Consider the following 13322-nt stretch of genomic DNA (forward strand, 5'->3'; position numbering starts at 1 on the left):
TGGTGTCCCTGTAGGAGCGGGTTTACCCGCGAAGGGGCCGGAACAGGCAATAAATACCTCAAACCCCCGGCACCACCCCCAGGCTGCTCTTTTGCTTTGCAAGAGAAGACAAATCCCATGACCGCCGAAACCCGTATCCACGAACTGCGTGCCGAGCTCGACCAGCACAACTATCGCTACTACGTGCTCGATGAGCCAAGCGTGCCCGATGCCGAATACGACCGCCTGTTCAACGAGCTCAAGGCGCTTGAAGCCGAATACCCGCACCTGGTAACCCCCGACTCGCCCACCCAGCGCGTCGGGGGCGCAGCCCTGGCCGCGTTCAGCCAGGTCCGCCACGAAGTGCCCATGCTCAGCCTGGGCAACGCTTTCGAAGAAGCCGACCTGCGTGAGTTCGGCCGCCGCGTGGTAGACGGCCTCGACCAGCCCGGTGCGGTCGACTACAGCTGCGAGCCCAAGCTCGACGGCCTGGCCGTGAGCTTGCTGTACCGCGACGGTCTGCTCGTACAGGGCGCCACCCGTGGCGACGGCACCACCGGCGAAGACATCAGTGCCAACGTACGCACCGTGCGCAACATCCCGCTCAGGCTGCAAGGCGAGGGATGGCCTGCGGTGCTGGAGGTGCGCGGCGAGGTTTACATGAGCAAGGCCGGTTTCGACCGGCTCAACGCCGCCCAGGCCGAAGCCGGTGGCAAGACCTTCGCCAACCCGCGCAACGCCGCAGCCGGCAGCCTGCGTCAGCTGGACTCGAAAATCACCGCCAGCCGCCCGCTGGAATTCTGCTGCTATGGCGTCGGCCAGGTGTCCGCGAGCATCGGCGACAGCCACATCGGCATCCTCGAACAGCTCAAGGCGTGGGGGTTGCCGATCAGCCGCGAACTCAAGCATGCCGCCGGTATCGAAGAATGCCTGGCCTACTATCGCGACATCGGCGAGCGACGCAACAGCTTGCCCTACGAAATCGACGGCGTGGTGTTCAAGGTCAACAGCCTGGCCGCCCAGCGCGAACTGGGCTTCCGTGCCCGTGAGCCCCGCTGGGCGATTGCCCACAAGTTCCCGGCCATGGAAGAGCTGACCGAGGTGCTGGATGTCGAGTTCCAGGTCGGCCGCACCGGCGCCGTAACGCCCGTGGCACGCCTGAAGCCGGTCAAGGTGGCCGGTGTGACCGTGTCCAACGCTACCCTGCACAACATGGACGAAATCGCCCGCCTGGGCCTGCGCGTTGGCGACACGGTTATCATCCGCCGCGCCGGTGACGTGATTCCGCAGGTGATGCAGGTGGTGCTGGAGCGCCGCCCAGAGGATGCGCGCCCGGTGCAGGTGCCGAGTGAGTGCCCGGTATGCGGCTCGCAGGTCGAGCGTACCCAGTTGGTCAAGCGTAGCAAGGGCAAGGAAACAACCAGCGAGGGGGCGGTGTACCGCTGCGTCGGTCGCCTGGCCTGTGGCGCCCAACTCAAGCAGGCGATCATCCACTACGTGTCACGCCGCGCCATGGACATCGATGGCCTGGGCGAGAAGAGCGTCGAGCAACTGGTGGACGAAGGCCTGATCGGTTCGCCGGCCGACCTGTACAAGCTGGAATTCGACCAGATCGTCGGCCTGGAAGGCTTTGCCGAAGTGTCCAGCAAGAAGCTGCTGGATGCCATCGAAGCCAGCAAGCGCCCGGGCCTGGCGCGCTTCATCTACGCCCTGGGTATCCCGGACGTAGGCGAGGAGACCGCCAAGGTGCTGGCCCGCTCGCTGGGCAGCCTGGCGCGGGTGCAGCAGGCGCTGCCGCAGGTGCTCACCTACCTGCCGGACATCGGCCTGGAGGTGGCGTACGAGATCCACAACTTCTTCGAGGACGAGCACAACCGCAAGGTCATCAAGCAGTTGCTCGACAGCGGCATGCAACTGCAGGACGAAGGCGAGCTGGCTGCCGAGTTCGCCGCCAGCACCACCCTGGCCGGCATGATCGCCAAGCTCGACATCGCCTCGGTTGGCCCGACCGGTGCCGAGAAGCTGGTGGCCAAGCTAGACAGCCTGGACAAGATCATCGCCGCCGATGGTATCGACCTGCGCCAGGCCCTGGCGGCCAAGCAGGCCGAAGCCGTGCGCGAGTTCTTCAAGGATGAAGCCAACCAGAAGCTGGCCCGGGACATCGAGGCACAGTTGCTGGCGTTCGGCATGCACTGGAGCAGCGAGAAGAAAGTGGCCGAAGGCTTGCCGCTGGCCGGCCAGACCTGGGTGCTGACCGGCACCCTGGAGCGCATGAGCCGCGACATCGCCAAGGAAAAGCTGGAAAGCCTGGGGGCCAAGGTGGCGGGTTCGGTATCCGGCAAGACCCACTGCGTGGTGGCGGGGCCGGGGGCGGGGTCCAAGCTGGCCAAGGCCAGTGAGTTGGGTGTGAAGGTGCTTGATGAAGATGCCTTCGTCACCTTCCTGGGCGAACAGGGCATCGCTGTCTGACGCCCTGCGCAATCCCCTGTGGCTTGCGCGGTCCTTGTGGGAGCGGGCATGCCCGCGAACACGGGCGAAGCCCGTGCCATCCATCGCGGCGCCTGCTTCGCGGCGGTTCGACGCCTCGACACGCCCGCTCCCACAAGTCCTGCGCTGGTCTTGCTGTCAGCGCTAACCCTGTAGGAGCGGGTTCACCCGCGAATTGCCAGCTCCAGGCCATCCCGGCCCGGACAAGTCATTGAGAAATGATGACTTTTTCTCCTCCAGAGGTTGTATCTGCCCCCAAGACCGGTACAATGGCGCCACTCGCTGTTCAGCGAGCCTTGTAGTGGTGGCCCCATCGGTCCCCCCGCATTGATTACCCGTTAACCTGGTCAGGCCCGGAAGGGAGCAGCCATAGCGGGAACATCGAGTGCCGGGGTGTGGCTGGTGGGGCCGCCTCCATTTCAGGTCCTTGAATTTTCAAGGATTTCTCGCTCGAAAATCTCGAAGTGTGACAACGTTTAGGGACACCTGAGTGGTGCACCGTAAACGGCATGTTAGCTCGTCTCAACGAAAAACTGATGACTCAGGCCTCAAGCTATAAGAACCTAATCATGGTGGCAGGGTAGCAATAGGTGATCTGAGAACACTTACACTGGAAGCGACGACACCGATGCCTGACAGCAAAGGCATCGGTGTCTCTTGCCTGCTCTGGCAGTCCGCCGGGGTCAACTCATCTCTGGAACGAGGTGACTCATGAACGTCAGGTTTTCAATAGCGTACATATACTCAGAGAATCTCGGATCTCCATCGTTGAACGCCTTTGCCACTTTTTGTGCGTTCTCAAGACTATCCCACATTGCTAAATCCGCGAAGATTCGTTCGTCGCTCATAGGGCAGTAGGCGCGGTATTCAATCAAGCCAGGAAAGGTCTTTAATGTTTCACGAAGTCCTGCGCGGAGCACCGGCACTTGCGCAACACATTCCTGTTTGACCTTGAAAATGGCTAATTCGAGTACATGAGATGAGTGCTGCATAGGGATGACCTTCTGTGTATTAGGGAGTCCCAATGATCAGTGGTTCATACTGACAGCGTAGTGTCAGTAGTGGTGATCGCTTTCCACTGGCTTGCCTGGTGCTTCATATACGCTTGGAGATCAAGGGCAGGATTGTCGGGTGATGGTTGTTGAGCAATAGCGATGGAGGCTATGCGATCGACCCGAAAATCGCGGTAAGCTGCCCTGGTACTACACCAGCTTCCAACCGTCCACTTTCCTCCCCAGTAGAAAAGGCCAAGGGGGGAAATGAGGCGTTGCGAAACTGCACCATCCAAGCTGGTATAAGTTATCGTCAGCGCCTGAGCGTTTTCGATGGCATTTCGAAGGGTTGCCAGATGGCCACGCGTCGAGGAAGGAGTGGTTCCAAGTGCCCTGATTTTTGCCGTGCTGGGGTCAACCTGATGATGGACTATGGACGCTGAGATTTTGCTCAACAACATCCTTGCAGCAGCACTTAGATCGTTATCGGCGGAAGCTGAAAGCATTTCCATCCCGAGCATCAGTGCATCCAGTTCGAGCCTGTTCAACGTTAATGGCGGCATCTCAAAATCGGCATCCAAGGCATACCCCACGCCAGCGGTACCATAGACTGGGATTCCACTGAAGGAAAGGTCGTCGATGTATCGATAGATTGAGCGAACGGAAACGCCAATTCGGCTAGCCAGTCGTTCAGCAGAGATTGGCTGATGGACACGAATCAGATTTACCAACTGAAATAAACGATCAGCTTTACGCACTTGGTGTGCTCAACTGAGAGTCCTTTGCAAGCTCAATGGCTGCGTCAATGGCGGCCCGAGCTTGGGGGCTATTCTTCCAGCAAGTCGATCCCACTGCTGCCGACGCCTGAGCCAGGATGTCACCAGCATTCGCTCTGCTGAGCACAGCTAGCGAGTCAATGCCCATCTGCTCAAGGCGAGCAATGACGGCCGGCCCTACGCCCTTTAGGGCCAACAAAGCATTATGTTCCTTCAGTGGAAATGGCATCCGTAAACTCCTGTTATCGGCCAATGAAGCAACCGGAGTTTGCCCGACGGCAGATGGCATCTCAATATATGGTTCCATCGCCCTACGCGTAGGCATCAGGAAGGTGGGTTCGGCAAACGCTTACAAACCTGATTGCAGAGGGTTGGCATTGGCCTGACTGCTGCAACTGGCTGATGCGCGTGTCCTGGCGTCCTGCGTTTGCCCGACTCGACAATTTCAACTTGGTGAGAGCTCCCCTCACCTCAGGCACATTGGGAAGCTAGGCGAACGAGATCTTCTGAAAAGAGCCCCCGCTGATAAATGTAGACTTTCCCGCCCGTGTCCCCTTTGAACGTCTCGATCACGTTATCCGCCGCAACAGGGCTGCTCAGAACCACGCGATAGCTTTGGCTCGTATGGGTGACGTTCGGTGATTGCTGATTCTCTTGCAGCTTCTGCATGACGCAGGTGGAAAAAGCTTCAGGAGATTTCGCGGTCACCAGTTCCTTTGTCGGCTGGTTAGGCGCGGATGCGCACCCCGCCAGCAGAGTGATAGTGAAGGAGGCAGCAGCGAGAGGCAGAAAGCGCATCAGACAGTTCCAGGCTTGAGTTCAGCCGCTATTCTCCATTTCATTTAGCTGATAGAAAATAGGTGAATATCGATGTTACCTATCATTGATCTTGATGATTAACAGGCGCCTCGCGGGGCTTCAGAATCAGGGGCGTTGCAGGTGTGGTCTCAGGTGCCAAGGATAGCCCAGCGTCTATTCAATCTGTTTAAGCGATGGTTTAGACCAGTTTCTGATGTTTTTCTTCGATCATACTCTTCTCTAAGCTGCGCTCTCTTTGAAGCAATGCATTTCGGTGTGAGCATGAAAGAGATCCGCAAGGCAGGTGATCGGGGTGCCACCCGTTTGCCGTGGCTGAAATCCCGGCATTCCTTCTCGTTTGGAAGCTGTAGAAACCCGCAAGAGAACGGTTTCTCCGATCTGCGCGTCATAAATCGCAAGGTGAGTCGCATACTCTGGCCCTCGCAGGGCGACGACAGGCCTATGTCCATGTTGTCGCTGGCAAGCTCCGGGTGAACGGAGAAAGTGTTGTGGAAGGCGACGGATTGAAGCTGACGGAAACCCAGGCGGTCACGTTCAGCCACGCTACGGATGCGCAGGTGCTTGTATTCGATCTTCGGGCAAAGGAGTCGGCACCTTCCAGAAAGCAATCTTCCGGGGGCTGCAAGACGCAGGCATGTGCCCGGCGCCGCTAGGTGCCATCTGCCTTCCATTCCTGCCGCGACCGTGCCGATGCGGTCGGGTGATGATTCAATCTGGGCGCTTCAAGACAACTGTTGAACTGCCTTGTTTCTTTCCATGCCCCGCCGCCGACAGCTTCATCAGCCGCTGGAATTTCGGGCATTCCAGATGATCTTCCTCAGGGCACTGCGCCGCATGCCGCAGGCCCTTGCTCATCGCCTGCAAGCGCCTGATTCGTGCGTCCAGTTCGTCGGCCTTGGAGATCAGCATCTGCCGGTCGACCTGCAGGTCCACCAGCATCGCCCCCACTTCATCCAGCGAAAACCCCGCAGCCTGGCCGAGGGCGATCAGCGCCAGCCGGTCTGCAACATCGGCTGCGAACTGCCGCCGCTGGCCAGGCCCGGCGAGTGACTTGAGCAGGCCTTTCTTCTCGTAGTAGCGCAGCGTCGAGGCGGGTACGCCTGTGCGCTTGGCGACGTCGGCAATGTCCATTTCGGGCCCTTGACTTGAAGTTGACTTCAACTTCTATGCTGCGCGGCATGGTGATGACCGTCAATCTTGGAGGGCTTGTTCAATGACCCTTACTGCGATGTTTTCCGCTGCCTTGCCGATTGGTATCGGTGCCACGATGGTGATGGACTTGTGGGGGCTGCTGCTTAGGCGGATGGGTGTTGCCACGCTGAACTTCGCCATGGTCGGGCGTTGGGCGGGGCATTTGCTGCACGGGCGTGTGCGGCACCAGGCGATTGCCAAGGCGGAACCGGTGCGGCATGAGCTGGCGTTGGGGTGGGGGATTCATTACGCCATCGGCGTGCTGTTCGCGATGCTGCTGGTCGTGATCGTGGGGGAGGGCTGGTTGCTGGCACCTACATTGTTGCCCGCGCTGGTTGTTGGTGTGGTGACGGTCGTGGCGCCTTTGTGCTTCATGCAGCCGGCGATGGGCGCGGGGTTCTTTGCGTCGAGGACGCCGACGCCTGTGCGCAATTGCCTGAAGAGCCTGGCCACGCATTTTGTGTTTGGCGTGGGGATGTTCTTGAGTGCGGGTTTGGTTGCGGCTGTGTGAGAGCGACATTCCTCAAGACGAGCAATCGGTAGCAGGAATGCGATCTGCTTTCAGGATGCTTCCTACAACGGTCAGGGCAATTTCCCGCTTTTTCTGTAGGAGGTGTCGAAATATCCTACGCACTCCGTCGACTCCCGTCTGATTGTCCCGGGAATCACCGCCCACTAGGCTTTTGCGGTCGCTGTCGGTTCAGCGATCGGGTGTGGAAGCCTGGGCAGTACACGGGACGGTTGTCATTTATGGCGGCTGTGCGCGGGAGGTATTCGTACCTGCCGGGTCTACCGTGTACCTGGTCTTCCACCCCGCGTACAGTTGCCACCCTAATGCGTGGAAGCGGAAGGGGACAACACAGCCAACACGGAGCTGTCATGAAAAAACTGGTCCCCGATCCACCCCACGTTTTCGAGCTTCCCCAAGGTAAATCCCTTTCCCGCGCGATCAGCGAAGGCATCGTGCCGATGGAGTTCGCGTTGATGAATGTCACCCACTATCTGATGTTTGCCTATAGCGACAGCCGGCGGGCGCTGGAGCGTATCCAGGACGAGGAGACGCGGCAGTTGCTGGAGCACGGGTTGCGGGCCATGCAGATTGCCTGGGGGCAGGCGGATGCTGTGGCACTGGCAGTTGAGCGTAGAAGCCAGTGAAGTCGGCCTTGGAGTAAGTAGAGATAGCAGGGATATCAATTAACCCTGTGGGAGCGGGTTTACCCGCGAAGAACGCGACACGATGGATGGCACCGGCTTTGCCGGTGTTCGCGGGTGAACCCGCTCCCACAGCGGGCGTGCAATTTTCGGGCAGGTTTGTCTTTCATCAGGTATGCGTGGCTCAGGGGCGAGCCACAGACATGGGTTCTTGGTTGCCCGTCCCCCCATACCGCTGCACAATCCGCTCGATCTCCCCCGACTGCTTCATTCGCACCAGCGCCCGCAGCAGCCCTTGGGTCGGTATCGACGGGTCATTGCGTACCATGCATCCCAGGTCCTGTTCTTCCAGTACTGCCAGCGCCTGCAATTGCTGTTCGGTGGGCAGGCCCTGGTTGAACCACTGCAACGACAGCTGGTTGCTTACCGCATGCCGATAGCGCCCGGCTTGCAGCTTCTGCAGTACCAGCAACTGGCTGCGGCTGTCCTCGCGGTGCAGGCGACCCTGGGCGAGCAGCGGTTGCAAGGTCGAATAGGTGTAGCCAAGCACCGTACCAATGACCTGGGCAGTCAATTGCTCCGGGGGCAGCGGAGTACTATTGCCAGCGCGTCCTACCAGCAGGTCTCGCTGGTGCAGCAGTGGAATGCTCCAGACAAAATCCCCTGGCCGGTCATTGAACCACTGGGTGCTGACATAGCAGCGCACATCGATATCACCGCTGTTCATCGCCTCCTGCAGACGCAGGCGGGCCATGACGTGGTATTCAGGGCGGATGCCCACTTCCTTGGCCAAGGCCTGCATCAGGTCGTACAGCATGCCTTCCACCGGCTGGTCGCCTTCGATGCGTACCAGCGGCATGCTCCAGCTCTCGGCGACAGAAAAACGCACCAGGGGCTGTTCAGCCTGGTTGTAGGTGCTCCACAGCAGCAACAGGGCCAGCAGTCTTCGCAAAGGCGATCCTCCCTGGATGGCGCGCCAGTTTCAAAGCTTAGACGACTTGCGCAGGGTGCAATTTTGCCCCCGCTCCGCTAGCATTAGCGATCTTCCGCTCGATCAGGCTGCGATGGTTTTTCGATGAGTTATCAGGTTCTTGCACGTAAATGGCGTCCGCGCTCGTTCCGCGAAATGGTCGGCCAGACCCATGTGCTCAAGGCCTTGATCAATGCCTTGGACAACCAGCGCCTGCACCATGCCTATCTGTTCACTGGTACCCGGGGTGTGGGCAAGACGACCATTGCCCGTATCATCGCCAAGTGCCTGAACTGCGAAACCGGCATCACCTCAACGCCCTGCGGTACCTGTTCGGTGTGCCGGGAGATTGACGAAGGCCGTTTCGTCGACCTGATCGAGATCGACGCCGCCAGCCGCACCAAGGTCGAGGACACGCGCGAACTGCTCGATAACGTGCAGTACGCCCCGAGTCGTGGGCGCTTCAAGGTCTACCTGATCGACGAAGTGCACATGCTCTCGACTCACTCGTTCAACGCCTTGCTCAAGACGCTGGAAGAGCCACCGCCCTACGTCAAGTTCATCCTCGCCACCACTGACCCGCAGAAACTGCCGGCCACCATCCTGTCGCGCTGTCTGCAGTTCTCGCTGAAGAACATGAGCCCGGAGCGGGTGGTCGAGCACCTCAGCCATGTTCTGGCCGCCGAGAACGTGCCGTTCGAGCCGGATGCCCTGTGGCTGCTGGGGCGCGCGGCCGATGGCTCGATGCGCGACGCCATGAGCCTGACCGACCAGGCCATCGCCTTTGGCGAAGGCAAGGTACTGGCCGCCGATGTGCGGGCCATGCTCGGCAGCCTTGATCATGGCCAAGTCTACGGGGTGCTGCAGGCGTTGCTCGAAGGCGATGCCCGGGCCTTGCTCGAGGCCGTGCGCAACCTGGCCGAGCAGGGCCCGGACTGGGCTGGCGTGCTGGCCGAGATGCTCAATGTGCTGCACCGCGTGGCCATTGCCCAGGCGCTGCCGGAAGCGGTGGACAACGGCCAGGGCGACCGTGAGCGGGTGCTGGCGCTGGCCTCGGCATTGCCAGCCGAGGACGTGCAGTTCTATTACCAGATGGGCCTGATAGGCCGCCGTGACCTGCCACTTGCGCCGGACCCGCGCGGCGGCTTCGAAATGGTCCTGCTGCGCATGCTCGCGTTCCGCCCCGCCGACACCGACGACGCGCCGAAGCCGGTACTAAAGCCAGTGGGGATCAGCCAGGCCACAGCTGATCCTGCAACACCGGTGGCAGCGCCGGCGGTTGCCGTGGCGCCGCCGGCCGCTGCTGTCGTGGCGCCGGTTGCACCGGTTGCCGAGCAACAAGTGCAGGCGCCCGCACCGGTCGAACCAGCGCCACAGCCGGTTGTCGAGCCTGTGGTGGCAGCTGAGCCTGCCCCGGTCAGTGAACCTGAGCCAGCACCAGAACCCGTGGCAGAGGTGGTTGACCTGCCATGGGAAGAGCCCGCGCCAACGCCCGCACCGGTAGTGGCCGAGCCTGCGCCGGCTCCTGCACCGGCCGCTGTGCCCACGCCGGCACCTGCCGCCCCGGCACACGACGACGAGCCACCCTTCGACCCGTCCGCCTATGCCGCCGTGGGCATGGACCGCGACGATGAACCGCCACTGGACGAAGACTATTACGGCGGCGAAAGCGACCCGGTCGGCTTCAGCTACCTGGACGAACTGGCCGAACACGTCCAGGAAGAAGCACCCAAGCCGGCAGCCGTACCGCTGCCCGCAGCCAAGCCGGCTACCGGCCTGGCCCTGCAATGGCTGGAATTATTCCCACAGTTGCCTGTATCCGGGATGACAGGCAACATCGCGGCAAACTGTACGTTGATTGCCGTCGATGGCGACGACTGGCTGCTGCACCTGGACCCTGGCCAGGGTGCGCTGTTCAACGCGACCCAGCAACGGCGCCTTAACGAAGCGCTCAACCAGCACCTGGGGCGCACGCTGAACCTGCGCATCGAGCTGATCCTGCCCGAGCAGGAAACCCCGGCCCAGGCAGCGGCGCGCAAACGCGCCGAGCGCCAGCAGGACGCGGTCACCTCGATCGAGCAGGATCCGTTGATCCAGCAGATGATCAAGTTGTTCGGCGCCAAGGTGCGGCAGGATACTATTGAGCCTGTAGAAGCCCTGGTTAATCAGGGCCAGTAACGGATAACCATGCGGCCGGCCCGGTGCCGGGCCGCATCACATGACCCAATCGAGGTATACCCCCATGATGAAAGGTGGCATGGCCGGCCTGATGAAGCAGGCCCAGCAGATGCAGGAAAAGATGCAGAAGATGCAGGAAGAGCTGGCCAACGCCGAAGTCACCGGCCAGTCCGGTGGTGGCCTGGTGAGCGTGGTGATGACCGGTCGTCACGACGTCAAGCGTGTCAGCATCGACCAGAGCCTGATGTCGACTGATGAAGACGACAAGGAAGTGCTGGAAGACCTGATTGCCGCGGCACTGAACGACGCTGTGCGCAAGGTCGAGCAGAACAGCCAGGACAAGATGGGCAGCATGACCGCCGGCATGCAGCTGCCGCCGGGCTTCAAGATGCCGTTCTAAGGGCATTTGCGTTACCGAAAACCGCCGCTGATACCAGCGGCGGTTTTTTTTACAGAGATTTCAACCCAGGCGCGGTCTGTTTTTTTGTGGGAGCGGCCTTGTGTCGCGAAAGGGCTGCGCAGCAGCCCCGGCAATTCACGCTGCGAAGCTGAAATCGCGCGGCCGCTTCGCGCCCCTTTCGCGACACAAGGCCGCTCCCACAGAAAACAGACCGCGCAGGTCGCATGGCTGATTTGACGCCACTGCCCCTGCTGGGTATAAACCGCCTCTTATTGATTTGTCAGGCCTTTCCCATGAGCTTCAGCCCACTCATCCGCCAACTGATCGATGCCCTGCGTATTCTCCCGGGTGTCGGCCAGAAAACCGCCCAGCGCATGGCCCTGCAACTGCTCGAGCGTGACCGTAGCGGTGGCCTGCGCCTGGCACAGGCCTTGACCCAGGCCATGGAAGGGGTTGGGCATTGCCGTCAGTGCCGTACCCTGACCGAGCAGGAGCTGTGCCCGCAATGCGCCGACACGCGCCGTGACGATACCCAGTTGTGTGTGGTCGAAGGGCCGACCGATGTGTATGCAGTGGAGCAGACCGGCTACCGTGGCCGCTACTTCGTGCTCAAGGGCCACTTGTCGCCGCTGGACGGGCTGGGGCCCGAGGCGATCGGGATTCCGCAGCTGATGGCGCGGATCGAGGAGCAGGGCACCTTCACCGAGGTGATCCTGGCGACCAACCCGACGGTGGAAGGGGAGGCGACGGCGCATTACATTGCCCAGTTGCTGAGCGAGAAGGGCCTGGTGGCGTCGCGGATTGCCCATGGTGTACCGCTGGGCGGCGAGCTTGAGCTGGTGGATGGTGGGACCTTGGCCCATGCTTTTGCGGGGCGTCGGCCGATTTCGCTCTGATTCAGAATTGTTGGGGCCGCTTTGCAGCCCCAAAACCCAACTCAGTACTCGCTAAGAGAAAACTCGGTCAGGCAGAAAGTCGGTACCCCGGCCGCCTGCAGCCGGCGCGACCCGTCCAGCTCCGGCAGATCGATGATCGCTGCCGCCTCGAACACCTGCGCACCGGTCCGGCGCACCAGGTTGGCCGCTGCCAGCAGCGTACCGCCCGTAGCAATCAAGTCATCGAAGATCAACACCGAATCCCCTTCGCACAGGCTGTCGGCGTGCACTTCCAGGAAGGCTTCGCCGTACTCGGTCTGGTAACCCTCGCTCAGCACATCAGCCGGCAGCTTGCCCTGCTTGCGGAACAGGATCAGCGGCTTGTTCAGTTGGTGTGCGATGATCGAGCCGATCAGGAAGCCCCGGGCATCCATGGCACCGATGTGGCTGAACTCGGCTTCGACATAGCGTTCGATGAACTGGTCGGCCACATAGCGCAGCCCGCGCGGCGACTGGAACAGCGGGGTGATATCGCGGAAGATCACACCCGGTTTGGGGAAGTCCACTACCGGGCGGATCAGGGCTTTGAGGTCGAAGGCGTCGCTGTGCATTGTTGCGGGTATCCTGGGAAACGAATGCCCAAGTATACCCGCTAAACGCCGGCCTCAGGCCTCCATTGCTCCGCCGGCCAGCGCGCACAGCTGGATCGGGTCGAGAATGTGCACTTCCTTGCCTTCGGCGCGGATCAGGCCATTCTGCTGGAAGCGGGTGAACACCCGCGACACGGTTTCCACCGCCAGGCCCAAGTAGTTGCCGATTTCGTTGCGCGACATGCTCAGGCGGAACTGGTTGGCCGAATAGCCGCGGGCGCGGAAGCGTGCCGACAGGTTGACCAGGAAGGTGGCAATACGCTCGTCAGCGGTCTTTTTCGACAGCAGCAGCATCATCTGCTGGTCGTCGCGGATTTCCCGGCTCATTACCCGCATCAGTTGGCGGCGTAGCTGCGGTAGCTGCACCGACAGCTCGTCGAGACGTTCGAACGGGATTTCGCACACCGAGGTAGTTTCCTGGGCCTGGGCCGACACCGGGTAGGCTTCGGTGTCCATGCCCGACAGGCCGACCAGCTCGCTGGGCAGGTGGAAGCCGGTGATCTGCTCTTCGCCGCTGTCGCTGAGGCTGAAGGTTTTCAGCGCGCCGGAACGTACCGCGTAGACCGAGCCGAAATTGTCGCCCTGGCGGAACAGGAACTCGCCTTTTTTCAACGGCCGCCCACGTTTGACGATTTCATCCAGTGCATCCATGTCTTCCAGGTTGAGCGACAGAGGCAGGCACAGGGGGGCCAGGCTGCAGTCCTTGCAATGGGCCTGGTTGTGTGGGCGCAGTTTGACTGGCTCGGACATTTTCATTCGATCCTTGTGGGAAAGCACACATAAGACGTAAGGGTAACTCACGGCATAGGTTGTAGGCCAGCGTGCGCTGTTGTGGTGCGAGCTGGCCCGGCCC

At 61.0% G+C, this 13322-nt stretch carries 14 protein-coding genes, 1 other RNA gene and 1 pseudogene; 8 read left to right on the top strand and 8 right to left on the bottom strand.

Features of this window, described 5'->3' with window-relative positions:
• Positions 1–117: 117 nt before the first annotated feature.
• Both ligA and ffs read left to right on the top strand, forming a co-directional pair.
• The gene (gene ligA / locus MJ643_RS17350; RefSeq protein ID WP_013973519.1) at positions 118–2448 is read left to right on the top strand and encodes an NAD-dependent DNA ligase LigA; all 2331 of its coding nucleotides are present in this window, start codon (positions 118–120) and stop codon (positions 2446–2448) included.
• Positions 2449–2777: 329 nt separating this feature from the next.
• An RNA gene (gene ffs, locus MJ643_RS17355) (signal recognition particle sRNA small type) lies at positions 2778–2874 on the top strand.
• 275 nt (positions 2875–3149) lie between these two features.
• Here the strand turns inward: ffs and MJ643_RS17360 are convergent.
• The 4 genes from MJ643_RS17360 to MJ643_RS17375 all read right to left on the bottom strand — a co-directional run bounded on the left by MJ643_RS17360 (position 3150) and on the right by MJ643_RS17375 (position 5032).
• On the bottom strand, positions 3150–3458 hold the full coding sequence (locus tag MJ643_RS17360; RefSeq protein WP_023661288.1) for a hypothetical protein: 309 nt from the start codon (positions 3456–3458) through the stop codon (positions 3150–3152).
• Positions 3459–3502: 44 nt separating this feature from the next.
• Positions 3503–4216: a YafY family protein gene (locus MJ643_RS17365; protein ID WP_024087436.1), complete on the bottom strand. Its 714-nt coding sequence runs from the start codon at positions 4214–4216 to the stop codon at positions 3503–3505.
• Positions 4209–4463, bottom strand: a complete 255-nt coding sequence (locus tag MJ643_RS17370) for a Pathogenicity locus (protein WP_023661286.1) — start codon at positions 4461–4463, stop codon at positions 4209–4211. Before MJ643_RS17370 ends, MJ643_RS17365 begins: the two co-directional genes overlap by 8 nt.
• A 242-nt stretch (positions 4464–4705) precedes the next feature.
• The gene (locus tag MJ643_RS17375) at positions 4706–5032 is read right to left on the bottom strand and encodes a hypothetical protein (protein WP_013973511.1); all 327 of its coding nucleotides are present in this window, start codon (positions 5030–5032) and stop codon (positions 4706–4708) included.
• A gap of 282 nt (positions 5033–5314) precedes the next feature.
• Between MJ643_RS17375 and MJ643_RS17380 the strand changes: the two are divergent.
• Positions 5315–5706, top strand: a pseudogene (locus MJ643_RS17380) (hypothetical protein).
• A 55-nt stretch (positions 5707–5761) separates the two neighbouring features.
• Here the strand turns inward: MJ643_RS17380 and MJ643_RS17385 are convergent.
• Positions 5762–6184, bottom strand: coding sequence for a helix-turn-helix domain-containing protein (locus MJ643_RS17385; RefSeq protein ID WP_013973510.1), 423 nt, complete (start codon positions 6182–6184; stop codon positions 5762–5764).
• Between the two features lie 82 nt (positions 6185–6266).
• On the opposite strand from MJ643_RS17385, the gene MJ643_RS17390 reads away from it, so the two are divergent.
• The gene (locus MJ643_RS17390; RefSeq protein ID WP_024087435.1) at positions 6267–6755 is read left to right on the top strand and encodes a DUF2938 domain-containing protein; all 489 of its coding nucleotides are present in this window, start codon (positions 6267–6269) and stop codon (positions 6753–6755) included.
• A 368-nt stretch (positions 6756–7123) separates the two neighbouring features.
• The gene (locus MJ643_RS17395; protein WP_013973508.1) at positions 7124–7399 is read left to right on the top strand and encodes a hypothetical protein; all 276 of its coding nucleotides are present in this window, start codon (positions 7124–7126) and stop codon (positions 7397–7399) included.
• A gap of 181 nt (positions 7400–7580) precedes the next feature.
• Here MJ643_RS17395 and MJ643_RS17400 read toward each other — a convergent pair whose 3' ends face one another.
• Positions 7581–8348, bottom strand: a complete 768-nt coding sequence (locus MJ643_RS17400; protein WP_013973507.1) for a transporter substrate-binding domain-containing protein — start codon at positions 8346–8348, stop codon at positions 7581–7583.
• Between the two features lie 123 nt (positions 8349–8471).
• On the opposite strand from MJ643_RS17400, the gene dnaX reads away from it, so the two are divergent.
• The 3 genes from dnaX (at position 8472) to recR (ending at position 11840) form a co-directional block, all read left to right on the top strand.
• Complete coding sequence (gene dnaX / locus MJ643_RS17405) at positions 8472–10544, top strand: DNA polymerase III subunit gamma/tau (RefSeq protein ID WP_013973506.1); 2073 nt, start codon at positions 8472–8474, stop codon at positions 10542–10544.
• A 64-nt stretch (positions 10545–10608) separates the two neighbouring features.
• Positions 10609–10944, top strand: coding sequence for a YbaB/EbfC family nucleoid-associated protein (locus MJ643_RS17410; RefSeq protein WP_003259671.1), 336 nt, complete (start codon positions 10609–10611; stop codon positions 10942–10944).
• 293 nt (positions 10945–11237) lie between these two features.
• On the top strand, positions 11238–11840 hold the full coding sequence (recR, locus tag MJ643_RS17415; protein WP_003259670.1) for a recombination mediator RecR: 603 nt from the start codon (positions 11238–11240) through the stop codon (positions 11838–11840).
• A 41-nt stretch (positions 11841–11881) separates the two neighbouring features.
• Here the strand turns inward: recR and MJ643_RS17420 are convergent, their stop codons facing one another.
• Positions 11882–12430, bottom strand: coding sequence for an adenine phosphoribosyltransferase (locus MJ643_RS17420; RefSeq protein WP_009683910.1), 549 nt, complete (start codon positions 12428–12430; stop codon positions 11882–11884).
• A gap of 54 nt (positions 12431–12484) precedes the next feature.
• Complete coding sequence (gene fnrA, locus MJ643_RS17425; protein ID WP_015271145.1) at positions 12485–13219, bottom strand: Crp/Fnr family transcriptional regulator FnrA; 735 nt, start codon at positions 13217–13219, stop codon at positions 12485–12487.
• Positions 13220–13322 lie beyond the last annotated feature (103 nt).

Origin of the sequence: Pseudomonas sp. PNPG3, assembly GCF_023093815.1 — a bacterium.
GTDB lineage: Bacteria > Pseudomonadota > Gammaproteobacteria > Pseudomonadales > Pseudomonadaceae > Aquipseudomonas > Aquipseudomonas asiatica.